Origin of the sequence: Streptomyces sp. NBC_00513, from assembly GCF_041431415.1 — a bacterium.
Classification (GTDB): Bacteria; Actinomycetota; Actinomycetes; order Streptomycetales; family Streptomycetaceae; genus Streptomyces.
The window spans coordinates 129,982-155,802 of sequence record NZ_CP107845.1; the positions used below are offsets into that span (position 1 = coordinate 129,982).

General features: G+C 68.8%; 21 protein-coding genes. 4 read left to right on the forward strand and 17 right to left on the reverse strand.

The genetic code is table 11. The features are described from left to right. Positions 1-120: 120 nt before the first annotated feature. From OHA84_RS00655 to OHA84_RS00675, 5 genes are all read right to left on the reverse strand, one after another. The gene (locus OHA84_RS00655; RefSeq protein WP_266976018.1) at positions 121-1,143 is read right to left on the reverse strand and encodes a YaaC family protein; all 1,023 of its coding nucleotides are present in this window, start codon (positions 1,141-1,143) and stop codon (positions 121-123) included. A gap of 668 nt (positions 1,144-1,811) precedes the next feature. Then, entirely contained in the window at positions 1,812-2,264 is a 453-nt protein-coding gene (locus OHA84_RS00660) for a DUF6188 family protein (protein ID WP_266976020.1), read from the reverse strand. Between the two features lie 796 nt (positions 2,265-3,060). Continuing rightward, on the reverse strand, positions 3,061-3,318 hold the full coding sequence (locus OHA84_RS00665) for a hypothetical protein (RefSeq protein ID WP_266976022.1): 258 nt from the start codon (positions 3,316-3,318) through the stop codon (positions 3,061-3,063). A 2,954-nt stretch (positions 3,319-6,272) separates the two neighbouring features. Beyond that, on the reverse strand, positions 6,273-6,824 hold the full coding sequence (locus OHA84_RS00670; protein WP_353962539.1) for an STAS domain-containing protein: 552 nt from the start codon (positions 6,822-6,824) through the stop codon (positions 6,273-6,275). 16 nt (positions 6,825-6,840) lie between these two features. After that, positions 6,841-7,293, reverse strand: a complete 453-nt coding sequence (locus OHA84_RS00675) for an ATP-binding protein (RefSeq protein ID WP_266976023.1) — start codon at positions 7,291-7,293, stop codon at positions 6,841-6,843. A 139-nt stretch (positions 7,294-7,432) separates the two neighbouring features. On the opposite strand from OHA84_RS00675, the gene OHA84_RS00680 reads away from it, so the two are divergent. Further along, positions 7,433-8,110: a GntR family transcriptional regulator gene (locus OHA84_RS00680; protein ID WP_266976025.1), complete on the forward strand. Its 678-nt coding sequence runs from the start codon at positions 7,433-7,435 to the stop codon at positions 8,108-8,110. Between the two features lie 500 nt (positions 8,111-8,610). Here the strand turns inward: OHA84_RS00680 and OHA84_RS00685 are convergent, their stop codons facing one another. The 9 genes from OHA84_RS00685 to OHA84_RS00725 form a co-directional block, all read right to left on the reverse strand. Further along, positions 8,611-9,432, reverse strand: a complete 822-nt coding sequence (locus OHA84_RS00685; RefSeq protein WP_266976027.1) for a carbohydrate ABC transporter permease — start codon at positions 9,430-9,432, stop codon at positions 8,611-8,613. Then, a complete protein-coding gene (locus OHA84_RS00690) occupies positions 9,429-10,376 on the reverse strand; it encodes a carbohydrate ABC transporter permease (protein WP_266976029.1) in 948 nt (315 codons plus the stop codon). Before OHA84_RS00690 ends, OHA84_RS00685 begins: the two co-directional genes overlap by 4 nt. Before the next feature lie 5 nt (positions 10,377-10,381). Further along, a complete protein-coding gene (locus OHA84_RS00695; protein WP_266976031.1) occupies positions 10,382-11,707 on the reverse strand; it encodes an ABC transporter substrate-binding protein in 1,326 nt (441 codons plus the stop codon). Between the two features lie 94 nt (positions 11,708-11,801). Next, positions 11,802-13,277 carry a hypothetical protein gene (locus tag OHA84_RS00700; protein WP_266976033.1) on the reverse strand — a complete coding sequence of 492 codons (1,476 nt, stop codon included), beginning with the start codon at positions 13,275-13,277 and terminating at the stop codon, positions 11,802-11,804. A gap of 102 nt (positions 13,278-13,379) precedes the next feature. Then, complete coding sequence (locus OHA84_RS00705) at positions 13,380-14,555, reverse strand: mandelate racemase/muconate lactonizing enzyme family protein (protein WP_266976035.1); 1,176 nt, start codon at positions 14,553-14,555, stop codon at positions 13,380-13,382. A 69-nt stretch (positions 14,556-14,624) separates the two neighbouring features. Next, positions 14,625-15,929 (reverse strand): MFS transporter, encoded by a 1,305-nt coding sequence (locus OHA84_RS00710; protein ID WP_266976036.1) that lies wholly within the window; start codon positions 15,927-15,929, stop codon positions 14,625-14,627. 150 nt (positions 15,930-16,079) lie between these two features. Further along, entirely contained in the window at positions 16,080-16,958 is an 879-nt protein-coding gene (locus OHA84_RS00715) for an SMP-30/gluconolactonase/LRE family protein (RefSeq protein WP_266976037.1), read from the reverse strand. Then, positions 16,955-17,896 carry a sugar kinase gene (locus OHA84_RS00720; RefSeq protein WP_323182089.1) on the reverse strand — a complete coding sequence of 314 codons (942 nt, stop codon included), beginning with the start codon at positions 17,894-17,896 and terminating at the stop codon, positions 16,955-16,957. Before OHA84_RS00720 ends, OHA84_RS00715 begins: the two co-directional genes overlap by 4 nt. Then, positions 17,893-18,543 carry a bifunctional 4-hydroxy-2-oxoglutarate aldolase/2-dehydro-3-deoxy-phosphogluconate aldolase gene (locus OHA84_RS00725; RefSeq protein ID WP_266976039.1) on the reverse strand — a complete coding sequence of 217 codons (651 nt, stop codon included), beginning with the start codon at positions 18,541-18,543 and terminating at the stop codon, positions 17,893-17,895. Before OHA84_RS00725 ends, OHA84_RS00720 begins: the two co-directional genes overlap by 4 nt. A gap of 100 nt (positions 18,544-18,643) precedes the next feature. Here OHA84_RS00725 and OHA84_RS00730 point away from each other — a divergent pair, with 100 nt between their 5' ends. Beyond that, positions 18,644-19,408, forward strand: coding sequence for an SDR family NAD(P)-dependent oxidoreductase (locus OHA84_RS00730; protein WP_266976041.1), 765 nt, complete (start codon positions 18,644-18,646; stop codon positions 19,406-19,408). Positions 19,409-19,498: 90 nt separating this feature from the next. Here OHA84_RS00730 and OHA84_RS00735 read toward each other — a convergent pair whose 3' ends face one another. Next, positions 19,499-19,732 carry a hypothetical protein gene (locus tag OHA84_RS00735; protein WP_266976043.1) on the reverse strand — a complete coding sequence of 78 codons (234 nt, stop codon included), beginning with the start codon at positions 19,730-19,732 and terminating at the stop codon, positions 19,499-19,501. A 510-nt stretch (positions 19,733-20,242) separates the two neighbouring features. Here OHA84_RS00735 and OHA84_RS00740 point away from each other — a divergent pair. Further along, complete coding sequence (locus OHA84_RS00740) at positions 20,243-20,764, forward strand: hypothetical protein (protein WP_266976045.1); 522 nt, start codon at positions 20,243-20,245, stop codon at positions 20,762-20,764. Positions 20,765-20,830: 66 nt separating this feature from the next. Here OHA84_RS00740 and OHA84_RS00745 read toward each other — a convergent pair whose 3' ends face one another. Next, positions 20,831-22,063 (reverse strand): replication-relaxation family protein, encoded by a 1,233-nt coding sequence (locus OHA84_RS00745; RefSeq protein WP_266976047.1) that lies wholly within the window; start codon positions 22,061-22,063, stop codon positions 20,831-20,833. A 535-nt stretch (positions 22,064-22,598) separates the two neighbouring features. Between OHA84_RS00745 and OHA84_RS00750 the strand changes: the two genes are divergently transcribed. After that, the gene (locus tag OHA84_RS00750) at positions 22,599-23,267 is read left to right on the forward strand and encodes a DUF3223 domain-containing protein (RefSeq protein WP_266976049.1); all 669 of its coding nucleotides are present in this window, start codon (positions 22,599-22,601) and stop codon (positions 23,265-23,267) included. 254 nt (positions 23,268-23,521) lie between these two features. Here the strand turns inward: OHA84_RS00750 and mobF are convergent, their stop codons facing one another. Continuing rightward, positions 23,522-25,384 carry a MobF family relaxase gene (gene mobF, locus OHA84_RS00755; protein ID WP_371591282.1) on the reverse strand — a complete coding sequence of 621 codons (1,863 nt, stop codon included), beginning with the start codon at positions 25,382-25,384 and terminating at the stop codon, positions 23,522-23,524. Positions 25,385-25,821: the final 437 nt, after the last annotated feature.

The window sequence follows — 25,821 nt, forward strand, 5'->3', positions numbered from 1 at the left end:
TGCGGTGGGCGTGATACTCGGGCGCTGTTCGCCGTCCGAACTGGGGGCTCGACCGTCCACCAGGAAGACCGACACAGCGTGAAGCCCTCGGTTCTCGCCCGGGCTTCACGCTGCACGCGCTCAGGCGCTGACTTCAGCGATGGCGTCCACGATCAGGAGGGGGAGGTGGCTGATTGCGCGTTCCAGAAGCCGTTCGATCGGGAGGGCGTGCTGGCTATCGTCGACGCTGATGAGCTTGACCCAGGTCGCGGGTTGGTACCGGGCGAGCATGGACAGTGTGTAGAGGACCGCCCACCACGCCATCAGTGGGTGCAGTTCCCGCTCCATCGGGGGACGGACGGGCAGAAAATACCGCTCTCCGGCATAGGGGCGCGTCATGCTCAGCAGATACTCGCGGCGCTTGGCAGTGATATCTGCTCCCTGGGGCATCTGCCAGTTGAACGTCAGTCCGCCGACCCCGGCTTGGCGGCTGAAGTCCGGAGCCTCAGGGCCAAGGTTGAGGCCGCGGGTGGTGACGTAGCTGTCGTGGCGAGCGACGGCCGGGTACGCGGTAAGGAAGTCATCAAGCGCCTCGCGGGTGCCGGCGTCGATGACACGGTCCGGGATGCCGTACACGGGGACGCTCAGCAAAGGATGCGCGTAGTCGCCGACGATGACATCGCCCGCGAACAGCGGGGTGAACCGGTCCCGGGTGGTGAGCGGGTAGTCCTGGTTCGGCGGCAACAGGTCCCAGACATCCTCGAGGCGTGTGGGGCTAGAGCCCCACACCGGGGAGTCGAGCGCTTCGCTGACCCGCACGAAGCTGCCCTGGGTACCGGGCAGGTCGGTGCGAATCTCGACGTCGGGGAAAGGCCGGTGAAACCCCGTGGTCTTGATCCCGTGGGACTCCAGGTTCCAGTCCTGATCCTTGAGGGACCATGAGGCCGCCGCGATGGCACGACCAGCCTGGCTGAGCCCGTAGAAAACCTGCAGGGGACGCGTCGCCGGGTCCACTACGGCTGCGGCCCGGAACATCTGCCCGGTCTGTTCCAGAGCCGCCGTATAGGTCTTGCGGCGGGAGCCTGTGCTGGCCCTGCCTGGTGGGCTCGAGCGGCTGGCCCGCAGCCGCTCCCACGCCTGATCGGTGCCGAGAGCGCTGTACATGACCAGGGACGCTACCCCGCCACCAGCAGCCCGCGCCGGGGATTTCTCCTGTCCGAAGTCCCAGCGTCCCAGCCCCCACCGACAGCACGGCTTGCCCAGGGGCGCCTGAGGCTTGCCCATGCCGTCGGCGGGAGGCTTGCCCAAGGCGTCAGGTGGGTTACCCGGAACGGAAGCGGGAGCTCCAGCCGCGGGCCCTCTCAGCCGTCTCGACGGCCTCCTGCTCCAGGCGGTCCCGCTCGGCCTGTTCCGCTGCCGCGACTTCCACAAGGTCGAAGCCGCGGCCCGGGTCTTCGCGCGCGCCTGGCCGAAGCCCAGCAACAGCAGCAGAAGCGGCAGGAACCGGCACCGGCCGCAACCCCGGCAGCGGCGGCGCAGACACCGCAGCGAAAGGGGCCGAGGGCACAGCGCTGATCGGCGCGGGGGCGGTAGGCACAGGAGGTTCTGCCGTCCCCGTCGTCTCGGAAGGGTGTCGTACAGAAGTAGTCGGCGTGCCGTAACCGGCAGGACGGCCCTTTGGCCGCCAGGTCACAGCGGCACCGCAGCTCGCGTCGGACCGGTCTGGAGGCAAGTTTTAGGGCTAGTTGTGGAGCAAGTGTGCCTCGCAGCGATAGTTGTCACTTCGCAGAGGTAGTTGTCACCTGTCCCGTCGCAGCGTAAGTGGCGGATTCTCAGCGCTTCGCAGCCTGACCTTGCGGATTCTCACTTGTTCCAGAGCGGGACCAAACGGCAAGGTCTCCGCCGGGCAACGAGATGAAACGCCATCCTCGTGGTTCTGTGACCTGCCAGGCTTCGAACGATGCGTCGGCCGAACACGTCAAATGCATGCCTCCGTCGAACACCATCCGCAGGACGCCGGACTTGAACACAACCGCGGACAGGACCTTCGCCCCGAACAGAGGAAGAGCCGCAGCCACGTCCTGGGACTCAGGCGTCAGAGGCAGCCCAGGACTGGTGTGGAGTGGCCCTGCCGAGAGCCGAGCTGGTGCTTCCAACACGACTTCCCACCCTGCGTCCAGGACGAGGGTCAGCCGAAAGTCGATGCTGATCCTGACGACACTCAGGCCTCGGAGGTTCAAGATCCAGCGGTCCTCGTGCTCGACCGGTTCCACTTCAGTGCTCATCACCACACCATGGTCCACTCCGTCGCAGGCACCAAGGGATTCTGCTCCTCCTCGGCATCACCCTCTGCCGAGCCGTCGATGGTCACTGCCTCTGGATGTTCCGCAGAAGCCAACTTCGCTGAGGCATCCCGGCCAGCCAGCGATCTCCGAAGCTGGTGACAACACGATTGAGACCAGCTCAGAAGTGACAACTACCGCGCGCATCTGGTGACCACCACCGCTGCGAACCCGCCGCACAGAACCACGTCACGACGCACAACTGGTGACATCTATCGCTGCGAGGCACAGCAAGCCGGACCGGAGCCGTCGGGGACGGCCGCAGTCCGCGCCGCCCTGGCCGCGAAGGAGACCTCTCACCACGGCTATTGCGTGGACAGAGAGGTGTCGTTTTTCAATTCGGGCTTGCCCACGGGGTCTGACCTGCCGGAACGCGCCCGCTCCGGTTTCGGGGGTTCACACCTCCGGCAGTACCTCCGGTGCAACTCTCAGCACGCCGAGGGAGCCTGGGCAAGCCTGCGAATCGACAGCCAGACCCCCCTTGCCCGCCATGGAACCCTCGTCGGTCAAGGGGTTGCCCTCCTGTCCTTCGCAGGCTTGCCCAGCGTGGTCCGTCAGCTGCGGGGCCCCTCCCCCAGCACCCGGCGCCCAGATGAGGCGGAGGCCGCCGACGCCGAGACGGAGGGGCGGAGCTCGTCCTGGGCGGAACGCTCCGCGGCGGTCCGCCGGGAAGCCACCGGCGAATCCTGGTCGGCGCCGGCGGGCACCGGTCCGTGCCCGAGTGGGCGGCGCGTGGTACTCATCGCCCTCCGGAGCGCAGGACGCGGATCCATCCGAGGGGTCCGTCCAGTCTCGCGTCGGCTTCGGCCGCCGCCTGCCTCTCTGCCAGTTCCCGGGCCTGCTCGGCGTCGCGGTCGGCCCGGTGTCGGCAGATGGCTGTCGTTCCCCGTGCGTCGTCGTCGGGGTAGACCTTGCGTCCGCACTCCCGGCAGCGCCACGCCGCAACGTCCCGGCGCCTGCGCTCTTCCTGGCGCTCCCGCTCTTTGGACCCGACCATCAGGCAGCCACACCCAGGCCCCGCGACCGCACCGCCCCTCAACGGCCAACCGCCCAGGCCCACCGACCGAAGAACCAAGCAACCAACCCCCACACAAACCCAGACCCACCCACACCCACACAAGAACGTCTGGCTAGTCACCGGTCGCGATACCGGGCCTGACCAGGGACGACATCGAGGAGGCCCCGTACCCGCTTCCCCTCATGTCTCCCCCTGGTTTCCCCCCATGTGTACCGCCGCCAGGGGCCCGCGCCGGCCGGAACGGGCCTTGGAGACTGGACGGATGAACGAGCTTCGCCCGCTGGGCTGAAACCCCGTCCGCCGGCCCCGCAGCTGCACCACCCCCTGGTCCCCGTCGCCGACGTCCAACAGGACCGGCGACGTCGCCGGCCCTGGACCGAACCGAGCCGCGAACAACCCAACCGGCGAGTACCCCGAGCCGCCGCCCCGGCCAGCACACCGACCGGTGACTCACCGGTGAACTCACCGGTGAGTTCAGCAACCGGTGACTGAGCCGGTGAGTTCACCGCACAGGGCAGGTGACTGGGCCGGTGACCCAGTTACCCGGCCAGTTACCGAGTCGGTTACCTCCGCGCCTGCTACCAGGCCTGACCAGCGAAAAGACGTCCCGCAGGGTCACTTGCGCGCCTAGGTATCTGGGGTTGCACCGGAGCATGCGCGGTCACGCCGTCGCCCGCACGGCCGCGACGCCGGTCCGAGTACACCGGTCGTGGTCGTCATGCCGGGCAATCCACGGTGCCGTCATGACGGTGCGCCGCCACTGCGCCTCTGACCATCGGGACGCGGCCCCGCCGCGGTGGGCGTAGCGTGGAAAGTGGAGCCCGAAGGGGTGGTCCATCCCCCGGGTGCCGTGGTTGGGATCGCACACCCTCGGGCGGGAGTCTGTTCGGCAGGCGCCCGCCCGGCCACTCACGACGCGGCCCCGACACACCGGATGGTGTGTCGGGGCCGAGGTTCGGGCCGGTCGTACTGCCCCAGAGCGCGCTGGGCACCGGCCCTGACCCGCGCACCCATGTCGACGCGGACTGGATCCGACTCTATGCGACCCTCCGGAGCGCAGGGCGCGGATCCATCCGAGGGGTCCGTCCAGCCTCGCGTCGGCTTCCTGCCGCCGCCTGGTCCTGCACCCGTTCCCGGGGCCTGCTCGGCGTCGAGGTCGGCCCGGTGTCGGCAGATGTCACAGAGACCACCCGCGGCTTTCGTGCCCCGTGCGTCGTCGTCGAGGCCCGTAACCCTGCGGCCCGGCCGGAGGTAACCAGGCTTGGCCAGTCCACCACCGGTCGGCCGCGGACTGCTCCTGATCGGCGGGGGCGAACCGATCAGGAGCCGAACCCCAGACCGGTCAAGCCCCCGACCCGTCAACGCGGAGGTCGGCTAAAACCAAAGACGTCACGGCCTGGGGCAGAGTGGGTCCTGACACCGCCACGCACGGGTGAACACGGGCCCCGAGCCAGGACAGGACGGGAAACGCGGCCGATGTCAGGACCGTGGACCGCCCCGAGAGTCACCGGGGGGAACCTACGGAAGCCCCCGGGGCGGCGTGCATCCCGCCCCCTACAACGACCGGACATGCCACCGGATGCGGGCCACCTCCCAGCAGCACGCCGAACGTGGTCCGGCGCGCTGACAGTGCCTCAACCGCGCGGTGACTGACGACCGGTGACCGGTTACGTCACCGGTGACTGAATCCATTGACCGACGACCGGGACCGGTGACCGGTGACTGGAGGCCGGTGACTCGGCGGCCGCGCTCGTGACCGACGCCGTGCTGGTGCTGTCGGCCGGGGCGGCATCCGGCGACGTGTGACGGCTGCCGGACCTGCCCGCAGCCGACAGCGCCACAGGGCAGGGAACGGCCCGTGACGTGCGGCTCCCTGCACCCAACATTGCACCGCTCCACCACGCGAGGTCCCCAATTGACGCGCTGAGGCAAAGGTCGGACTCACCCGGACAGAGGGCACTGCTCGCCGCTCCGAATACCGGCTCCCGCACCCGCACCCGCACCATCCCGCCCGGTCGGCGAAGCGCCTGAATCCGGCTGTGACTGGCGGCCGGTGACCGGTGACTGAATCGGTGACCAAGATTGGTGACTGAAGGCCGCTGACCAGTGGCTGACACCGGTGACCAGGCTCGGTGACTGCGGCCGGTGAGTAGAGAGAGGGGACGCCGGAGAGCGCCTCCAGCATCGGGCACTCCATACGGACCGGGTTCGGCCCGCCGGATGCGCACCGCGGGCATCGGCCCGTCGGGCGCGCACCGATTCAGGTTGCGGGGTGCGGGTTCGCCGCCGTGGCGGCACCGCATCCCCGACAGCAGCTGCGGGCGCGCGCATCGTGCGGGCCCGGCCCGAGGTGGGCCGAGGACCCAAACTCTCGACCCCGACACGGGGCTGGCCACAGCCCCGACGAGGCCGGTTACCGACCCTGGACACTTCCGTCACACACGCCTGCGCTGTACACGCAACCCGTTTGAGCGTGGCCCTGACATTCACTGACCGCTACACCCACCCCAGGCGCGCACGGCCCAGTCGATCAACGCGCACCGGCTCACCACCGAACGCACTCGATCACCCCATCACCCAAACGGAGCACAAGGTTCCGTAACGGCCATTCTGCACGACTATTCGCACGAACATGCGGAAACCGCAGCTCGGAACGAATGTGTCCACCTGCCCTGAGGCCCCACCTCGCCGACTCGGCACTCAGCAGGCCCGACACACGCTGGGGTGCTCGGCTCGATCAGTGAGTGACCTCCGAAGCCGACAGCCTCTGTTTCACGACGGAAACGGCGCAGGGCTACGACGTCGCACCCGGGGACCATGCGCAGCGAGAACCTTTGGGCATCGGCAGCCACCCGACGCCGGGACTGGGAACGGCTGACCCGCGCGAGCACCTGGCCGACCTCGGCATCGGCTGGGCACGCCGGTGGGAAAGATCAGCCCCTAATGTCCCTGACAAACCCGGGCGATTGATGACCAATATCAGCACCCGCACCGCACGTCGCCGCATCCAAGCCGCAGCCAACTCGGTGACGAACAGACCAGCACCCCTGACCCGACCCCGCTCCGGTCCCTACAGTGCGCGTGCCGCCTCGAGCATGTCGGCTGTCGTGAACAGCCGGCTGGCTCCGGTGACGTCCAGAAGCCGGCCCAACTGGGTAGGCACGGTGCCCGCCAGGACCAGACGGCCCCGTGCGCAGCAGGATCAGCATCACGTTGAGCGTGGAGGAGTCGGCGAAGGTGACGGCGGTGATGTCCAGGACGATCCGCCGTACCTCGGGGTGGTCGATAGCCGCCGTGGTGGCCGTTTTGAGGCGGCCGAGGGTCTCGGCGTCGAACTCGCCGTCTGCACACAACGCATCTACCCGGCCATGGACGCGATCCTGCGGAGCACTTTGCGAACACCAGATCATCGTGACGCGCGGCGGCTCCCTGGCGCGCGTCGTGGCGTCCTGGACCAGGATGCCGATCGAGTCCTGCGATCCCATCTAGCACGCCTACTGGCTATGGTGAGACCCCGCCCAATTCCGCCCAGACGATGTGCTTGCCGTGACTCCGCTCGACGCCCCAGCGCCGTGCCAACTCGGCGACAATGCGCAGTCCTCTGCCGTCACACTCCAGCGACGGATAGTCGTCAAGGCCACGGCTGTTGCACCCTGGCGTGAATCCCGGACCGCTGTCGGCGACTTCCAGCCGGGCATGGACCGCTTTCGAGGAATCCTCCGCCAGCATGAGGGCGACCCAAACCGGCACACCACCGTGCCGGATGGCGTTCGTGGCAAGTTCACTGGCGACCACGGCAAGGTCGTCGCCCAGCAGCCGGCTTTGGTACTTGTTGAGGTGAGCACCGACCCAAGCGCGAAGCTCCGCCGGAGCCCGATCGTCGCAGGGAAGGCGGCAGTCGTAGGCCGTGATGAAGCGGTCCGCCGTCGGCGTAAACGAAGCGGGAAGAGGCATTTCAGGCTCCCTGTGCAGGGGGAACTGAGCGGGTCGAACCGCGCCAGGATGGGACGCCGACCCAGATCAAAAGCATATCGTATACGAATCATCGGTCAATACTCCCCTAGGTCCTCGGGATATCGAATACGATGAACGAATGACAGCGAAGGCATGGTCCGGGCGGCTACCCGAGGTTAAGAGCAAGGCAGACCTGGTATACGAGAGCCTGCGCTCAGCTATCGGAGAAGGGCAGCTGCGGCCGGGCGCGAAGGTCAACATGGACGAGCTCGCCCGGGACTACGGCGTGAGCAAGATTCCTGTCCGAGAAGCCGTGAAGCGCCTCGAGTCCGAGGGCCTGCTCGTCGCCAAGGTCCACTCCGGCGTGACCGTAGCCTCCGTGGACCTCACCGAGATGCGCGGCGTATTCCTCGCCCGCGAGGCCATCGAGGGTCTCGTCGCGGGTCTCGTGGCTGAGAAGGCTGACGGCGCCCTGATTGCAGAGCTGGAGGACATCCAGGGAATGATGCGCCGGTCACTGCAGGAGGGCTCCATGGAAGCTCTCCCCCAGCTGAACAGTTCCTTCCACCAGTCGCTCGCCGCAGCCACCGGCTACAGGATCCTCAGCGAGCTCACCGAACAGCTCCTGATGACGATCCGGCGCTACCGGCTGGTCGAGCCGATCGATCCCATCAACTGGCGATCCGTCATCGAGGAGCACGATGCGATCGTCGCGGCTCTGCGCGCGGGTGACACCACGGCGGCGGCTGAAGCGGCGCGGGCCCATACAGCGTCCCAGGCCCGCCACGAGGTCGACACCGAGGACAGCACGGACTGAGAGTATTTGTGAACCTGCGCCCGAAGTATCTCGTTGCAACGCCGATGCGGCTGGGGAGCGGGCGCAGGGTCCGCCTCGGATGTGGAAGCGGCGGCCTTCGTCGACCCTTCCCTGCCCGGGGCTCTGCGCCGACTGCTTGCGAGGGTTCATCGTCCGCTATGCCCTGCGGGCAGGTCCGGCCAGATCTGACCGCACTCGTCTTCATGATCAAGGGATGCATCGGGCGACGCTTCCTCCGGCAGCGCGGGTTCTGCGGTCATTGCCCCGAGACCCTGTATCCAGCCGGCCAGTTGACGGTGGCCCTGCGCGTTCGACGAAGCGGCCGGTGGAGCGCAGCGTCGTGAACCGCGCTACTTCAGCGGTTCCTCCGCCATCGGCGGGACCCCGAGATGGCCCGGTCAAGGAGCGGTGAGACGCCTTCACCTGAATGGACGCGCAGGGTCTGACGCGGTGGTGCCGCCCCTCGTGGGCCGAGGGGCGGCACGGTCTCGGGGGTCGCATCACTCCTTGACGGCGCCGCCTGTCAGTCCGCGGACGAAGAATCGCTGGAGCAGGATGAAGCAGAGCACGACCGGAACGGCGGCCATCACCGAGCCTGCCATGAGCAGGTCCCAGCGGGGGTCGAACTGGTTCTGAAAGCGGGCGAGGCCGACCGGGAGCGTGCGCAGGAGTTCGTTGTTGGTGACTAGGGACGGCCAGGCAAATTCGCCCCAGGTCCACATGAACTTGAGGACGGCGACCGTGCCGAGGGCCGGCCATGAGCTCGGCAGCAGCACGCTCCACAGGGTGCGGATACGGCCAGCGCCGTCGATGGCAGCTGCTTCGTCGAGCTGGATGGGCAGGGTGATGAAGTGCTGTCGGAGCAGGAAGATGCCAGTAGGGCTGGCGAGGAACGGGATGATGAGGGCCCAGTAGGTGTCGATCCAGCCGAGGTCGCGCATGACGAGGTAGAGCGGGACCAGGATGACCTGAGTGGGGATCATCAGGGTGGCGAGGATCAGAGTGAGCACCACCTGGCGGCCGCGGAACCTGATGCGGCTGAGCCCGTAGGCGGCGAGCGTGTCGAACACCAGGTTCCCCGCGACGACAGAGCCAGCCACGAGCACCGAGTTGCCGAACCACTGCCAGAACGGGAAGCGGGTGACGACCTCCCGGTAGGCGTCGAGCGATGCGGAGGCGGGTATGAGACTCGCGTTTGTGCCCAGGAGCTCCTCCATGGGCTGGAGCGAGGTGAGCGCCATCCACAGCACGGGCAGGCCTGCGAAGACACAGATCAGGGTGAGCCACAGCGTTCTTGGGAGGGCGTTCAGCCTGGCGTTCATGACTCCTCCCTCGAGGTCAGGTGCATCCGGATCAGGGTGATGAGGAGCAGGACCACGAAGAGGACCACGGACGCAGCCGAGGCCACGCCCACATCGGTGAGGAGCTTGGTGTAGATGAAGGTGACGACGGTTGTGGTCGCGGTGCCGGGGCCGCCTTCGGTCATCACCCACACCTGGTCGAAGACCTTGAAGGAGTTGAAGACCAGGAGCAGGAAGACAGCGGCGCCTGCGGGGCGCAGCATCGGCAGGGTGATGGAGCGGAACTGGCGCCAAGGCCCGGCGCGGTCGATCGTGGCCGCTTCGTAGAGTTCGGCGGGGATGCGTTGGAGGCCGCCGAGCAGGATGAGGGCGTAGATCCCGAAGTCCTTCCAGATGCTCACCAGGGCCACTGCGGGAAGCGCCAGGTCGTTGTCGAAGAGCCAGCGGGCGCCGTCGGCACCGACGAGGCCGAACAGGTTGTTGACCAGGCCGTGGTCGGGCTCGTAGAGCCACTTCCAGATCAGGCCGGCGACGACCATGGGAATGACTGCGGGCAGAACGGTGATCGTGCGGACGAGGCGGGCGGAGGCGAGCTCACGGTTGGCCGCGATTGCTGTGGCGAGTGCCAGGACGTAGGTGCCTGCCAGGGTGATGGCGGTGAACACGACGGTGTGCAGAAGGCTTTCACGGAAGGTGCCTGCGCTGAGGATGGCGGTGTAGTTCTGCATCCCGACGAACTCGGGCGGTCCCAGCATGTTCCACCGGTCGGTGCTGAGCAGCATCGACTGGACCATGGGGTAGAAGGTGAACCCGAGGATGACCAGGAGGGCGGGAGCGACGGAGAGCCAGCCGGCGAGGGCCCCGCTGGGCCTGCGCCGACGGCGCCCGGTGCCGCGCGGGCGGCGGAGGCCGCCGTCCGCGCGGTCCGTGGCGAGCTCCGTGCGAAGCTCGGTTGCACTGGGCATGAGTCTTACCGGCCCGCGTCCAGGGCCTTGCCGACCTCGCTGTCGATCGAACTCAGTGCCTCGTCGACCGGCATCTGGCCGTTGACACCCGCCACCACGGAAGCCTTCTGCGCTTCCCAGCGCGTCGCCCAGCCGTAGCGGTCCTGAAGAAGGAGATCAGGGGTGTTGCGCCCCAGCTGCTCCAGGATGGGCTTCCAGCTCGGGTTGGACGCGACCTTGGTGTCGTAGGTGGCCTTCACCTTCGGGTCGACCTTGACAGGGTCGTAGGGGAAGATCCCATGGAAGTCCATGTACTGGACGCTGCGCTCGGGGGATGCGAGCCACTTCATGAACGTGCCCGCGGCCTTCAGATCCTCGCCCAGCGCGTCGGCGACGAGGCTGTGGCCGCCGACCGTCGAGCAGCCGCTCTCGGGGCCCTTGGGCATGGGGGCGATGGCCCACTTGCCTTCGGTCTTCGAGCCGCCGGCCTCGACGTTGGCGATGACCGACTGGAAGAACGGGAACATGGCGACCTTGCCGTCGATGAATCCGTTCACCGCGCTCGTTCCCACTGGGGAGGTCTTGTCCTTGTAGAAGGAGCGCATGTAGTTCATCGTGGTGCGCCCGGCCTCGGTGTTCTGGGTCGACTTCGTGTGGTCGGGGGAGGTGAGGCTGCCGCCCGCCTGGCACAGGAAGCTGGTCCAGGTGGAGTTGATGGCGTTGACGTGGTCGTCCATGCCCTTGAACTGCCAGCCGCTGATCTTGCTGCCGTCTGCCGCTGACCTGGTGGTGATGTCGGCGGCGGTCTTCTTCAGCTCCTCCCAAGTGGCCGGGGGCTTGTCGTACCCGTATTTCTTGAGGACGTCGGTGCGGTAGAGCATCGTTCCGACGTCGAAATAGAGAGGCGCTCCGTATAGCTTGCCCTCGTACTGGTTCACCTTGGCGAGGTCGATGAACTGGTCTGTGTCGGCCTTGGTGTAGCCGAGCTTGTCGAGCGGCGCGACCAGTCCGGACTTGAGGTACTCCAGTTCCAGACCGTTGTTCATCAGCCACACGTCGGGGCCGTCACCGGCCGCGATGGCTTGCTTGACCTTGCTGCGGCCGTCCTTCCACTCGAGCTGGGTCAGCTTGACCGCCACGTCCTTGTGGGACGTGTTGAACTCCTCGATCAGCTCCTTGAGCTTGTCGTCCTGGCCGATCCAGTACGGCATGGACCAGAACTCGATCGTGGCCTTGCCGTCGCTGCCGGATTCGGCCTTGCTGCTGCCGCCAGGCGAACAGGCGGAGGCGGTGATCGCGCACGCGGACGCGAGGGATATGGCCAGGAGTCGTCGGCGTCTGGAACGTGTCATCGTGCATTCTCCTTGGTGCGGGAGCGCGCTGAATGCGAGAGGGGAGGCGGGGAGACAGAGCCGGTGCGGGCACCGGTGGGGGTCGAGCCTGTGGTCATGGGGTGCGGACCCAGAACTCGATGGAGTGCGGGGGGACGGTGATCGTCAGCTGGGGGCCGTTCTTCCAGCCGATCGGCTGGTCGTTGGCCGACGGGCCGTACCGGTTGCCCTGGAAGGAAGCCGCCGTCTGTGTGTCGATGGTGAAGGTGAACGGCTCGGTCGCGGAGCGGTTGGTGACGGCGAAGACCGGCTTGCCGGCCGGGGTCTTCCAGGCCATGATCCGCTGGTCGTACAGCACGGCCGATTCCTCCACGTGGTAGCGCACCGAGTCCCACGGCATGTACTTCACGAAGCCGGCGACGCTGTTCCAGTTCTGGGGATTCCACGTCCAGTGACCGACCTGCAGGTCCGGGAAGCGGGAGAAGTCCGTGTCGTACGGCGGGCGCCAGTAGCCGAGCGCGTAGCGGGCCGCCTCGCTGTTGCCGATGGGCTTGAGGGCATGCAGCCAATACCAGGTCGGGGAGTTCTGGAAGGTCATCCAGTTCATGATCGACTGGGCGGTGTTGATGGTCCTCTTGTCGGTCGAGTCCGGCGGCTTGGGGGGGTCGAGGTACTCGAACTCGTTGTTGAAGACCGGCTTGCCCTGAGCGAGACGGTTGAAGTCCCTGTCGATCTGCCCGTTGCTGTCCTCGCCGATGCGGTGGTAAGTCCAGGCGTCCACCATGTTCAGAGCCACGGGGTCGGCGCGGAGAGCCTGCCCGATGGCCCCACCCCAGCCGTTCATGCTGTCCGCTGTGATCATCACGTCCGGGTACTTGGCGCGGATCTTGGGCGCGACCGCCTTGAACGTTGCGAGATACTGTCCGGCGTCGTAGAGGCAGGACGAGTACGGGGTCTGGTAGATCGGCTCGTTCTGCAGGCCCCACTGGGAGATGCGCAGGCCGCCAGCGGTGAGGTGGTCCAGGTCGGCGACCAGGGCGTCACCGAACTGCGCGAGGAACGCCGCGTCGAACTGCTTAAGCGTGCCGCCGATGTAGGAATTGTTGGACTTCCAGCCCGGCGCTGGTGACCAGTACTCGACGGAGAGACCCTCGATGCCTGCCTGGTCGCACATGTCGGCGAGTTGGGCCCGCTGGTCGGGGTAGCGGTCACGCATCAGCTTCCGGGTGGGATCCAGGCCGCGGTAGTACAGGCCCATCGCGAGCCGGCAGTAACGAAAGCCCCGGTCGGAGCGGCCGGCTTTGAGCATCTGGTTGTAGAAGCGGGTCCGCTCGGATGCGGTCAGGTCGTAGGGCACGCCGCTGACGGTGTCGGGGAGGCCGACGTTGCCGGAGCCGATCGAGTCCGACTGGATCTCGAAGCCCAGGCCCGCAATGGTCTGCTTGCGTCCGTTGTCGAAGCGGATGGTGTAGCTGCCGGATGTGGCTGCCTGTGCGGTGGAGAAGTTCACCAGGGGGGAAAGCGCGGTTGCGGCTCCTGCAACGGCCGCTCCTCGCAATATCAGTCTGCGGCTCGGGTTGTGTGCGGACATGCGGCATCTCCTTTGATGTCGGGCAGGAATCAGAGGTGCTCTGCCTTGCGCGGGTGGCCGCCCGTCCCGAGGCCGGCCACCCTGCCCGTCGGAGAGGACGGGTCAGTAGCGGGCGACGACGTAGCGGTCGACGATGTCCCAGTCGACGTCGGCGCCCAGGCCGGGGCCCTGCGGAACGGTCAGTGCGCCGTTCTTGAACTCCGGGGGGTTGGTGAGGATCCGCTCGCGGATCGGGTTGGGGAGGCGGTTGTACTCGTAGGTGCGCAGATTCGGTGTGGCGGCGCAGAGCTGTAGAGCGGCGCAGAGACTCACGCCGGAACCGACGCCGTGCGGGGCGATGTCGACGTGGAAGGCGGAGGCGAGAGCGGCCAGGCGGGTGGCCTCGGTGATGCCGCCGCAGCGGGCGACGTTCGGCATGAAGACGTCGATGGCCCGGTTCAGCAAGGATTCGCGCAGGTCGAAGCGGGTGAAGTGAGTTTCTCCGTTGACGATGGTGAGGCCGGTGCGACGGCGCAGCTCGCCGAGATTGGCGAGGTCGTCGACTTGGAGCGGTTCCTCGTACCAGGAGATGCCGAGGTCGCGTAGGACGCCGGCGACGCGGGTGGCCTGGTCGAGGTCGTAGGCGCAGTTGACGTCGGTGAGGATTTCGATGTCCTCGCCGACCGCTTCGCGCACGGCGGTCAGGTGGGCGCGGTCGGTGCGTTCGCCGCGACCGATCTTGACCTTGAGGGCCGTGAAGCCGTCCGCCACGAAGCCGTGGGCCTGGTGGGCGGAGTCGGCGGGGTCGGCGTGCAGGGCAACCGGGCTGGCGTAGCAGTCGATCCGCTCGCGGATCGGGCCGCCGAGCAGGCGGTGTACGGGGACCCCGGCGAGCTTGCCGCGCAGGTCCCACAGCGCCAGGTCGATTCCGGCCAGGGCTTCCAGGTAGAAGCCTCCGTTGTGGCCGCCTGCTGCTTGGCCCTGGTAGAGGCGCTCCCATACCGCAGTGGTGGCCAGGGCGTCCTGGCCGATGAGCAGCGGGGTGAGGATGGTGCTGACGACGGTGGCCGTGACCTGGGGGGAGGGCAGCCCGTAGCACTCGCCGATACCGACCGTGCCGTCCTCGGCGTGGATCTTGACCAGGGTGGCGTACTGGCCCCGGCGCGGCAGGACCAGGTGGCTGGAGGCGGGGTATCGCAGCCAGTCGGGGACGTCGTCCGGCGAGTCGTAGAGGTCGTCGAAGCTGGCGGAAAGGGCCAGAGTTTCGATCTTGGCGATGCGCACGGGGTGCGGGGACATGAGGGGCTTCTCCAGTGAGTCATGCCGCCGGGCGGACGTGCGGCCTGCGCCGGCAGCGCCATGTGGGGCTCAGTCGCGGGCGGTCTCGCGCCCGGTGAAGACCGCGATGAAGGTCAGGGCACAGGCGGCGAGGACGTACACGGCGACCAGGTTGGTGGAGCCGGTGGCAGCGAAGAGGGCGGTGCCGATGAAGGGGGCGGTGCCGCCGAAGATCGCGCCGCTGAATTCGCGGCCGGTGCTCACACCGCTGAAGCGGACCTTCGCGTCGAATTGCTCGGCGACCAGCGCCGCCTGGGGGCCGAAGACCATGTCCTTGCAGATCGGCATGGCGATGACGTAGGCGAGGAAGATCAACGGGGTGCTGCGGGTCTCCAGCAGTTGGAAGAAGGGGAAGACGAACAGGGCGGTGGCGGCGAGGCCGATGGCGACCGTCCTGCGTCGGCCGATCTTGTCGGACACCAGGCCCCACAGGGGGATGGCGCCGATCTCCAGGGTGGCGGCGAGGGCGATGGCCCAGAGCAGGGTCGACTTGGGAATGGCCAGTGCGCTGGTGGCGTACGCCAGCGTGAACGCTTGGATCAGGTAGCCCCAGACGAAGCCGGAGATCGTGATTCCCATGGTTCGTACGACGGCTCCCGGCTGGGTGCGCAGGGTGTGGAGCAGGGGGAAGCGGACCTTCTCGTCCTGTTCGTCGATCTGGGTGAAAACCGGGGTCTCCTCGATGCCCCGGCGGGCCCAGATACCGAAGAGCACCAGGCCGAAGCTGAGGAGGAACGGTACGCGCCAGCCCCAGCTCAGGAACGCGTCCTCGGGCAGGAGGGAGATGAGGCCGAACACGGCGCTCGCCAGAACGAAGCCGGCTCCCGTTCCCATGGCCGGGATCGCGCCGTGCAGGCCGCGTCGGCCGGGGGGAGCGTTCTCCACTGTCAGCAGGGTCGCGCCGGCGAACTCGCCGCCGACCGCGATGCCCTGGGCGACGCGCAGGACGATGAGGAGGATCGGGGCCCAGATGCCGATCGTCGCGTGGGTGGGCAGCATGCCGACCATGGCGGTCGCCACACCCATGATCAGCATGGTGATGAGGAGGACGTACTTGCGGCCGATGCGGTCGCCGATGTGGCCGAAGACGACGCCGCCGATGGGGCGGGCGGCGAAGCCGACGGCGAAGGTGGCGAAGGAGGCCAGTGTCGCCCCGGTCGAGGAGGACCCGAAGAAGAGAGGGCCGAAGACCAGGGCGGAGGCGAGGCCGTAGAGGTTGAAGTCGTACCACTCCATGACCGTGCCGACCGTGCTGGCCACCATCGTGCGCCGCCGGTTCGCGGGCTGGGGGGACTGCTTCGTGGCCGGGCTCTCTGACACTGAGAACGTACTCATGGGACCTAACACCACCTATGAGGGAAGACCGGACGTACGGGAAGAACCCGATGCCTGAAGGTATTCCGTATACGAAATATCGTCTAGGGGGTGTGGCGGAAAAGTTTCCCTACTGTTTCCTGCACAGGATCCCATCGGCTGGACATCGTTTTACCGGCCGAAAGGGAGGGCCGGTCCGGCCGTGACATCCGTGGTGCTGGCGAGTACGGCGCCGTCCAGCGGTCCGGGACGCTCCAGACGGTGCAGGGCCGTCGTAACGAACATCAGACCGCCGCCGAAGGCGATGCTGCTCACGTGCCGCGCGGGCAGGTGTACGGACCGCAGGCGGCTTCCGTCAGGCCCCAGGCACAGGACGCGGCCGCCGCCCCACAGGGCCACCCACAGGTTCCGGTCATCGTCCACTGTCATGCCGTCCGGGCGGCCTTCGCCGGGTGCGAAGTGAGCGAACAGTTCGGGGCGACTCAGATCCCCGGTGACGACGTCGACCACGTAGCGCGTGATGGTGCCGTGCGCGCTGTCCGCGAGGTACATCAGCCTCCCGTCGGCGGTGAAGGCCGGACCGTTGGGCACGGTGAGGCCGTCGAGGACTTCCTGGACCCTGCCGTCGGGTTGTGTTCGATAGAGCGAACCCGCGCCCGGCTCGGCCTGGACATCCATACCGCACGCCCAGAAGCGCCCCGAGGAATCGCACGCACCGTCGTTCATACGCATGGCCCGGTCGGGCCGGTCACCCGGCCGGGCCAACCAGTCCAGTCGTCCCCGCTCGTCAACCAGTGCGATGCCCACCCCGGCCGCGGCGATCCATCGCTTGCTGCTGCCGGGCACCGTGGGGGCGACAGCGCCCAGCGACATCCCCAGCCGCAGCAGCCGCTCCGGTCTCCCGCCCGTGACCCCGCGGACCTGATGCAGGTCCCCCAGCAGCAGATCCACGAACAGCAGGCGCCCGCCCACCCACCGTGCTCCTTCGGCCAGCCCGTACCGCGGCGACGTGCACGCGCGCCAAGCGGGAGTGACCGCCTCGGCGCTCATCGGATCGCGCTTCCCGGAACGGCATCGAGCAAATCGAGCTCATGGCGTGCAGGCAGCCCCTCCCAGTCGCCGGCTGTCGCCACGGCGAACGCGCCGGTCGTCACCGCGCGGCCGAGCCGGCCGGCCGTCGGCTCCCCGTCCAGGAAACCTGACAGGTATCCGGCGACGAAGGCGTCACCGGCTCCGACCGTGTCTTTCACCGGCACGGCTACGGCGGGACGTGCGCTCGATCCCGCCGCGTCGAACACCTCGGCGCCCGCGGCTCCTCGTTTCACGACGACCTCGCGCACGCCGCGTTCCAGCAGCGCCTCCACCTGATCCGCCTCGGACCGGGCGCTCGCGGGGGCGGCCAGGGCGAGTTCGTCATCGGACGCGATGAGGATGTCGACCCGGCCCATCAGCGGCCGAAGCGCGCGAGCGGCCTCGCCGCGTGACCACAGTTTCGACCGGTAATTCACATCCAGGGAGACGGTCGCCGCCTCGCAGACCCTCTCGGCGGCCTTCCGAACGGCCAGGAGCGGTTCGCGGCCCAGGCCGGCGGTGATACCGGTCAGGTGGAGAACACGCACACCGTCGGCCAGAGCGGCGCCGACGTGTGAGACGTTCAGCCGAGAACCCGCCGAACCCGACCGGTAGTAGCAGACGCGGGTGAGATCCGCGATCCGCGGCTCGAAGACGACAAGAGCGGTCGGCCCTTCGGCCTCGGCCGCACAGCTCACGTCCACGCCTTCGCCGCGCAGCGTGCGCGTCACCAGAGCGCCGAATTCATCGGCCCCCGTGCAGCCGACCCACCGCACACGGTGTCCCAGCCGGGCCAGTCCGATCGCAACGTTGGCCTCGGCACCCGCCACGGACATCCGCAGGTCTCCTCCTACCCTGATCGGCTGAACGGAACGAAGAGAGACCATCGCCTCGCCAAACGTCACGACGTCGATCACGACGCCTCCTCGGCCAGTGTGCGGAAGGCAGCAATGCGGCCGGCCAGTCCGGTCGGATCACCGTCGGCGGCCCGCCCGACCAGAGGCCCGCCCACACCGACCGCCACCGCCCCCTCAGCCAGACACTCGCGAGCCGTCACAGCACCCACTCCGCCCACCGGAACGAAGGGGACATCCGGAAAGGGTGCGCGCAGCGCACGCAGCAACTCCACGCCACCGGGGCCGGCCGGGAAGAGCTTCACGGCGGTGGCCCCCTCACGCAGGGCGGCGACGACCTCCGTAGGAGTAAGCGCCCCCGCCAGCACAGGCAGGCCAAGTACCCGGGAGGCCGCGACGGCTTCGGTGACCGCGGGAGTGACGACATAGGCGGCACCCGCCTCAGCGGCCCGCCGGGCGTCTTCGGCCGTCAGGACCGTTCCCGCACCGAGCAGCGCGTCAGGACCGAGAACGGCCCTGGCCTGCGCGATCACGTTCAGGGCATCGGCGCCGCTGAGTGAGACCTCCACAAGGCGAACTCCGGAACGGACCAGGGTGAGGACCGTGTTGAGCGCGGCCTCGGAGTCGCTGCCGCGCACGATGGCCATGAGCCGTTGCGCGGACAGAGCGGTGAGAAGTTCGTGGGGGCGCACCGGCAGCTCCGGACTCATTGAGGATGTTTAGTAGATCGTATACTGTATCTGAATATGTTCAACCCCCGCCCGCGATGGATCCACCACCCCGGCGGGCCGAACTGTGAGGTGGATGCACATGACCCGTACCGCCCTGGTCACCGGAGCCGCGGGCGGCATCGGCCGCGCCGTCGCGACCCGATTCGCCGCAAATGGGTACCAGGTCCTCGGGATCGATGTAGCCGACCCCGGCCTGCCCGGGGTTGCCTACCGTCGGGCGGATGTCACCGACGCCGCCGACGTGGCGAACGCCGTCGCCACGGTCACCTCCAGGGGAGACTCCGTGGACGTCCTCGTCACCTGCGCCGGGGTCACCGCGGGGAACCCACTCCATCTCACGACCGAGCAGGAATGGGACGCGGTGCTGACTTCGAACCTCAGGTCCGTCTTCCTCTGCACCCGGGAAGTACTACCTGGCATGATCGCAGCAAGAGCCGGAACGGTGATCACCGTCGGATCCGTCCTTCACCACACCGCGGCCCCCGCCCTACCTGCGTATGCCGCAGCCAAGGGCGCCATCGCCGCACTGACCCGCCAGCTCGCCGTGGACTACGGCCAGTACGGGATCTCCTTCGTCACCCTCTCACCCGGCTGGGTGCGAACGCCGGCCACCGAGTCCCGACTGGACGGCGAAGCAGACCTCGAGCGACTCCGCCAGAGCAACCCCCTCCGCACCCTGGGCAGCCCCGAACACATCGCCGGGGCAGCCGTGTTCGCCGCATCACCCGACGGCGCCCTACTCAACGGCTCCGAACTGACGCTGGATGCCGGCGCCCACGTCGTCAGCCCCGCAAGCCTGCTGCGCGATACACACCGCACGCGAATGGGACTGCCGCCGCTCTGAACAGACTCGGCCCCGACAATGGGTCGCCAAGGCCGCCGGGCAACCAAAGCACCCCCCGCGAAAACCGCCGTCCGCGACCTGGCGTCTCCTTCAACGACCCGGGGCGGCGCCGGTTGCGGGCCGGCTCCCCACCGGTGCCGGTGGTTGCAGGCCGAGCTGGACCACCGCCAGCGCGACCGCCTCCGCCACCGACAGGCCGTCCCCGCCGTCGCGGCCGGCCTCCGCGCGCAACCGGCCCGCCCGCGCCTCCAAGCGCCGCGCCAACTCGTCCTGGACATCGGTGAGGTTCCGGCAGCCACGCCGCCGCCCCGCGTAGTGATCCATGCCGGCCACCATAGGAAGTCCACCACCCTCGTACCCACACGTCACGCACGCGTGTCGGGGCCCCGCCATCCCGGCGACCCGGGGCCGTGATGATGACGATGAACAGCCCGGCGAGAATTGGGCCGGTAACCACCGAACGCCACCGACTCGGCACCGGACCAACCCAGGCCGACAACCCCGAGTTGTCGGCCTATCCAACTCCCCGCCCGCCCAGCCGCCGGCGAGGCGATCTCGCCGTACGAGGCGGCGAACCGGATCGGCGCGGTTTCGAGACGGGCCAGACGGTCGCACGGCGTGACGTGCACACCGCGTCCTCCTCCGGTCCGGGGCATTGGACTGTCCGGCCCGGCTTGCCCACCTCAGCCCACCCGGCCGTGGTGGGCAAGCCGCCGTCCGGGAGTGGCTTGCCCAGGGTCCCCTTGGGCTTGCCCACTCCCCCGGAACGCCCCGTTGCGGCAGTGCGCGCCGGGTAGCCTCCGGGCACAGTGCGCTGAACTTGAGGGGTGGGCGTTGAGATTCACGATCGACACCGAGACCGATTCGTACGAGGACGCGATCCGTACCGTGCGCGCGGCCTACGGGAAGCCGCAGCCCGAGCCGGGTGGCCGGCCGAAGGTGCTGCCGGAGGACGTGGTGTGGAAGCCGCCCGGCCGGTACGACCACCCGGCCTGGACGGAGGAGATGCTGCGGTCCTGGGTGAAGTCGCTGCACACGGTGGAGGAGCTGGACGTGGTGTGGCGGGTGTGCGCGAATCCGGGTCCGCCCGGGGTCCGGGGGCAGGTCATCGCGGAGTACGTCTACCCGGAGCTGACCGGCAAGCCGGCCCTCACCGCTCTGGGCGTCGTCAGCCGGCGGATGAACACGGCCGCCCGCGAACTGTGGGCTTGGGAAACGCCCTTCGTGATCAACGAGGCCAAGCGCACCCGGACCGTCGACCGGTCGGTGGCCGCGATCCTGCTCGACGCCCTCGCCGAACACCCCTTGTGGCCCCGGCTGCGCCACCACAACAACCCACCCGCACTCGGCTCCTGAGCCCAGCCGTCTCCTGCCGGGCAAGCCGTCCTCGACGGCTTGCCCGGACTCCCCCGGGCCGCGCAGCTACCCACGACGCCTGAACAGACCCCGGGCCCTCGATGTCTGCGCTTCGGCCGCCGTGCCCGCCGCGACGTCCTCGCCCTGGCGCCGCGCCACCCGCTCGACCTCCATACGAGCAACGGACTCCTGCGCGCACGCCCCGCACAGGTCGTCCCACGCGCCGGACCAGGAGTCCTGCCGGATCAAGTTCCAGCGGTCGTCGGTGAACTTCGCCCCGCAGCGGGCGCACACCGGCCGCTTCGCCTCCCGCTCCGCAGCCTCCCGCTCCGCCCGCCGGTCACGGGCATCCTTCCACTGCACGGCGTACAGGCGGTCGCCATCGGGGTTGTCCAGGGCCTCGGGCAGGGTCTGCCACTCCTGACGCCCGAGCCTGCGCCACACCGCGCCCGCGGCCCCGGCCGGGTCGGCGGTGATCCGCTCCAGCTCCGTGACGACCACGGGCACCGCCTGGTGGTAGTCGACGGCCGTGATACCCGCGCCGCGGCCCGGGTACGAAGCGCCGGCGAAGTACGCGCGGGCAGCGTGCTCCAGGCGCCACATCCGGCTCTCACGCTGCGCCGCCGTCTTCCCGGTGAACACGAACGCGACCGGGACGTAGCCCTCCCGGCCGGTTGCCGGGTAAAGGTGCGGCCACAACCGGGAGGCGTGCACCACCGCTTCTCCCCTCGCCCATGCCACCGCTCTGCCGCCCTTCGGTGCCGCGAGCTCGAACCAGTCGCGGTAACGGCGCAACTTGTCCACCAGATCGTCGACGGGCTCGGTGACACGGTCGACCTCCAAGAGCATCGCGGGCACCCCGGCGTCCGGGGCGCGCATCGTCAGGTCGGCGTACTGGGTGTAGCCGTAGGGGAGCTTGTGGCCGATCTCGGTCTGCCAGGACAGCGGGGTGCCGTACCCGGCTCCGGTGAGCACGGCGGCGGTCGAGGTGACGGCGGCGGCGTGTTCGTCGTAGCCGTCGGCTTCCACCGGCCGGCCTTCGTCGTCGAACTCGAGCTTGCGCAGCGCGGACATCCGTACGTTCCTCGGCAGCAGCAGCTTGGCTTCCTTGTGGCCCTTCTCGGTCAGCACCCACAGCTGGTGTCCCGACTCCAGTCGCGTCTCCACCCGGGTCAGGCCTGATTCCTTCAACGCGTTCAGGGTGTCGCGGGTGCACCGGTCGTGCCGGTCGGTGGGGCGCAGCATCCGCCAGAGCTGGTCAGCGGTAGCTCGCTGGAAGATCCCCAGAGCCTTCAGCACTTCCTTCCTTCGCACTCCGGTCGGCTTCCAGACCTTGGGTGTCGGGCTAGGAGGGTTGTCGAACGCGTCGCGGGACCTTGACCGCCGGGGCTGACCTGCAGATTCGCGCCCGGCGGGCGGAGTGGCCGTGGAGGGGGCGATGGAGGGGCCTGCGGAGGGGGCCTGCGGGACCTGGTCCAGGTCGCCGGCGAGCGCAGGGTCGCGCAAGGTGTGGTGCTCGTGGGCGAGGTCGGGTGTGTGGTCGGCGGGCACGGTTTCCTCGGATTCCCCCGGCGCGCGGCCGGGTCGGCAGTCGTCCGGCCCGCACGCGGAAGTGCGTACGGGCCGGGGCCACCGTGCGAAGCCGCCCCTTGACCACGGTCTGACCGCCGCCCGCTACCTATGCCCGTTACGTCCCTTGACTGCCCCTTGTCCTCCCGATTTGGCCGTGTGCGGCATCACGATCGGCGCCACGTCCCCCGGCGGGCTGACAGCAAGGGCGAAGCCCCGCCCGGACCGGGAGATCTGCTCTAGCGTGAGCGCTCCCATCACCCGCTTGGCAGAGGAGCTGAAGGTGCCCGAAGTCTGGATCGGCTCGCGCCGCTACGCCACGAAGAAGGCCCGCCAGGAGGCGGTGCAGGCGATCCTGAGTCGATACAGCCTCGGGCAGGTCGTCGACCAGGAAGACGACGACCTGCTGCTGCGGGACCTGCTCGACATGCACCCCGACGCGGCGAACAAGGTTGGCCCGGGAGTCGACCGTTTCCGGATCATCCCCACCCCGCGCGGTCACCACAAGGGCCCGGAAGCAGTCCTTGTCGACGGCACCAAGGTCGCCTTCTCGTACCAGAAGTGCCTGGACACGCCCACACATCGCCAGCGAGTGCTGGACGCGATGCGCACCGAGATCCAACCGCAGGTCAACACCTACTACGAGTCCCGCAAGGCGTCTCACACGCTCGTGTCCGACGAGAGCAGCAAGCCCTTGGACCCCGCCGACGTCCACGTCTCCTACTTCCGCGGCCCGCGCTTCCACGACATCGCGCTGGAGTTCGTCCAGATCGCCGGCGGCTTCGACGCCGTAGACCTGACCGCTGAGACGGCGCGGGGACTGGCCCTGTTCACCAACCGCGCCCTGGCGGAGGGTTGGCACGCCCACCACCAAGAGCGCGCCGTCCTCGGGCTGCTGTCGGCAAATGAGAACCTGCGCCGCCCGCGCGTGTAACCCCACCCGCACTCCCCCACTGAGTGGGCGCCACTCGGTGGACTCCACCCGGTGGGCCCGCCCTGGGGCATTCACTGAACAACGGTGTCCGATACGCCCCTTGACCACCCCTTGACCGGATGGTTCGTCCAGGTGCGCACGTGGGTCGATGAGTGGCGTACGAGGTAGCGCACCGTGTCGGCCGGCTGCGCGGGCTCCTCGGGGAGACACAGGCGCGGGCACCCCGGGACGTCTGGTCCCAGGGGGACGTTCCCTCAGTGGGGACGCGCTCCCCTGCCCTGGTCCCGCTGCTGCGCCGTGGGGTGCCGCTGCTGCCGGCCGCCCGCAGCGGCGGCCGGATCCTGAGTCGCCTGCTTCGTCTGGTCGGCCTGCCCTTCGACCGTGCGGCCACGGGCTTCGGCCGCGCGGGTGAGCGCGGCGATCCGGGCGAGGTTCTGCGGTGAGGTCATCCACGTCGCGGGGTCCGTCGTTCGACCCTCCAGGTACTCCTGCGGCATCGCGGCCTGCTGGTGGGCGTGGATGGCGGCTGCTCGCTGCGCCGGAGTCAGGGTGGCGTCCCGGCCTGGGTGGTCGACGGCGTGCGGCGCGGCCTGGTCGTGGTCGGACGGTACGGCCGCCGACGACGAAGACGCGGTCGCGGTCGACGCGGCCGGAACTCCGTCCCGTATGGCGGGTGGTGCGGTGAGGGCGGCGCGGATCGCGTTCTGCAGGGTGAGGCTGGCAACCCGGGCCCGCTCGTACCGGGTCGACTCCCGAGGCGGATTCCCATCGGTGCCCGCGATCCACCAGCGGGCGGCCCAGGCAAAGTCGGCGGTGTAGGAGAGCTGGTCCGGGGCCGGGGTCCGCCGGCCCTTCTGGGGCACGGTGAGCTGACGGCTGTAGCGCTGGAGAGCGCGGCCGGCGATGTAGCTGTCGATGCCGGGCACGTAGGCGCGGCCGCGCAGGGTCTCCAGCAGGTGCCGGCGCGCTTCGGCCAGGACGTGGCGGCGGGCGTAGATGTTGCGCACGGTGAAGACGACCGCGGCGACGTCGACGATGGCGAGCGCGGTGTCCACGCGCGGTCCCACCCGGGCCCGGATCAACTTCCCGGCCGCCTGACACCGCTGAAGCAGCCCGTCGACCATCCGCTGCCCGAACTTCAGGAGCGCGGAGACCCGCCACCACGCGAGCAGTTGATCCAGCGGGCGCGGGGTCTTCCTGTCCGGGCGGGTCTCCTGCGCCGCCCACCACGCCAGCCCGTGGCGGGCGCGCTCGCCGGGCAGCCGGCCGTGTTTCCGAATGTAGTCGTCGGTGATGCCCTCCAGGACGTCCTCGATCCGCCGGCGGCGCGTGGCCGACCAGTCGATGAGCTCCTGGTCGACCCCGGCTATCTCCATCACGGGGCGAAGGCCCGGCGTCACCTCCCGGGGCACGGTCGCCAGCCCGAGCTCCTCGCACACCTCGGTCGTCATCTGGAGGGTGTAGAGCGTCCCTGCCGCCACGACGTGCTGGTACAGGCGGACCGTGTCCAGCGCGTACCAGGAGCCGTCCGGGCGCTGCGCCCGGTTGGCGATCAGGCAGTGCTCATGCAGGAGGGGGAAGCCGTTTCTGTTGTCGAAGTGTCGGAACGCCGCGACGACCAGAGCCGGGGCCTTCGCGCGCCGGCGGCCGGACGACCACCGGATCTCCGCGACCTCGTCCTCCAGCCATTCCAGGGTCGCGGCGACGGCCTTCTCATGCGCCCGCTCGATGACCCGGCGCGTCCTCTCATCCCCCAGTGCCCACAGCACGACCACCGATGCCTGCGGCCGGAAGGTGAAGTCCAGGGCGAGCAGCGGGGTCTGCTTGCGTGCCTCGATCTCCTCGATCGGCTGACCGAGCACGGTCGCCAGCCGCGCGGTGGCCGGGTCGGCGCCGTCGTCCAGGAGCTCGCGCTCCATACGGTCGGCGTCCGGGTGCCGGCCCTCCCCGAACAGCAACTCCATCTGCCGCTCGGTCACCGTCTGCCCGGCGGTGAGACCCAGCGCGGCCAGGCTGCGGCCCCTCCACCTACCGGGCAGGAGACCGGCCTGCTCCTGGGCGTACTTCAACGCCTGGCCGACCGGACGGCGGCCGTCCCCGAATGCGACCCCGCGCACGTAGTATCGCCAGGCGTTCCGTCTCTGAACCTTCGCGACACTCAGCATCTCCACAGTGGACACCGGCTCTGACCTGCGCAAAAGCGCGATCCCTCAGGGCGGGAGAGTTCACCGGAACTTCAGGCCCGATCCCGTACGGCGGGAGCCTTTGGCGACGCCGCCCGGCGGACACCGCCTGGCCATGCAAATGCTGCGCGGCACCCCGTCACACACGCCTCACACACCCCAAAAACCATCAGCAGACGACTCCACCGTCAACCAGCGCACATACACGTACCGCTCCCCCACCCGACGGCCAAAGACGCTGCCCCTGCATCACGTCACCGACTCTCGCCCCCGGCAACGCCGGGGGCTTCTTGCTGCCTGGAGGACCGACCTACGAGACCCTGCCCCGCTTCAGCACCGACCTGAACCGCCTCACCCCCGCCCAGCGCCAA

What these genes read in the sequence shown, in the direction of transcription:
- OHA84_RS00690 (WP_266976029.1), bottom strand. Translation starts at nt 10,376, where the DNA reads ATGCCCAGTGCAACCGAGCTTCGCACGGAGCTCGCCACGGACCGCGCG.
- OHA84_RS00700 (WP_266976033.1), bottom strand. Translation starts at nt 13,277, where the DNA reads ATGTCCGCACACAACCCGAGCCGCAGACTGATATTGCGAGGAGCGGCC.
- OHA84_RS00695 (WP_266976031.1), bottom strand. Translation starts at nt 11,707, where the DNA reads ATGACACGTTCCAGACGCCGACGACTCCTGGCCATATCCCTCGCGTCC.
- OHA84_RS00705 (WP_266976035.1), bottom strand. Translation starts at nt 14,555, where the DNA reads ATGTCCCCGCACCCCGTGCGCATCGCCAAGATCGAAACTCTGGCCCTT.
- OHA84_RS00670 (WP_353962539.1), bottom strand. Translation starts at nt 6,824, where the DNA reads ATGGGATCGCAGGACTCGATCGGCATCCTGGTCCAGGACGCCACGACG.
- OHA84_RS00710 (WP_266976036.1), bottom strand. Translation starts at nt 15,929, where the DNA reads ATGAGTACGTTCTCAGTGTCAGAGAGCCCGGCCACGAAGCAGTCCCCC.
- OHA84_RS00660 (WP_266976020.1), bottom strand. Translation starts at nt 2,264, where the DNA reads ATGAGCACTGAAGTGGAACCGGTCGAGCACGAGGACCGCTGGATCTTG.
- OHA84_RS00680 (WP_266976025.1), top strand. Translation starts at nt 7,433, where the DNA reads ATGACAGCGAAGGCATGGTCCGGGCGGCTACCCGAGGTTAAGAGCAAG.
- OHA84_RS00665 (WP_266976022.1), bottom strand. Translation starts at nt 3,318, where the DNA reads ATGGTCGGGTCCAAAGAGCGGGAGCGCCAGGAAGAGCGCAGGCGCCGG.
- OHA84_RS00715 (WP_266976037.1), bottom strand. Translation starts at nt 16,958, where the DNA reads ATGAGCGCCGAGGCGGTCACTCCCGCTTGGCGCGCGTGCACGTCGCCG.
- OHA84_RS00735 (WP_266976043.1), bottom strand. Translation starts at nt 19,732, where the DNA reads ATGGATCACTACGCGGGGCGGCGGCGTGGCTGCCGGAACCTCACCGAT.
- OHA84_RS00675 (WP_266976023.1), bottom strand. Translation starts at nt 7,293, where the DNA reads ATGCCTCTTCCCGCTTCGTTTACGCCGACGGCGGACCGCTTCATCACG.
- OHA84_RS00725 (WP_266976039.1), bottom strand. Translation starts at nt 18,543, where the DNA reads ATGAGTCCGGAGCTGCCGGTGCGCCCCCACGAACTTCTCACCGCTCTG.
- OHA84_RS00730 (WP_266976041.1), top strand. Translation starts at nt 18,644, where the DNA reads ATGACCCGTACCGCCCTGGTCACCGGAGCCGCGGGCGGCATCGGCCGC.
- OHA84_RS00655 (WP_266976018.1), bottom strand. Translation starts at nt 1,143, where the DNA reads ATGTACAGCGCTCTCGGCACCGATCAGGCGTGGGAGCGGCTGCGGGCC.
- OHA84_RS00685 (WP_266976027.1), bottom strand. Translation starts at nt 9,432, where the DNA reads ATGAACGCCAGGCTGAACGCCCTCCCAAGAACGCTGTGGCTCACCCTG.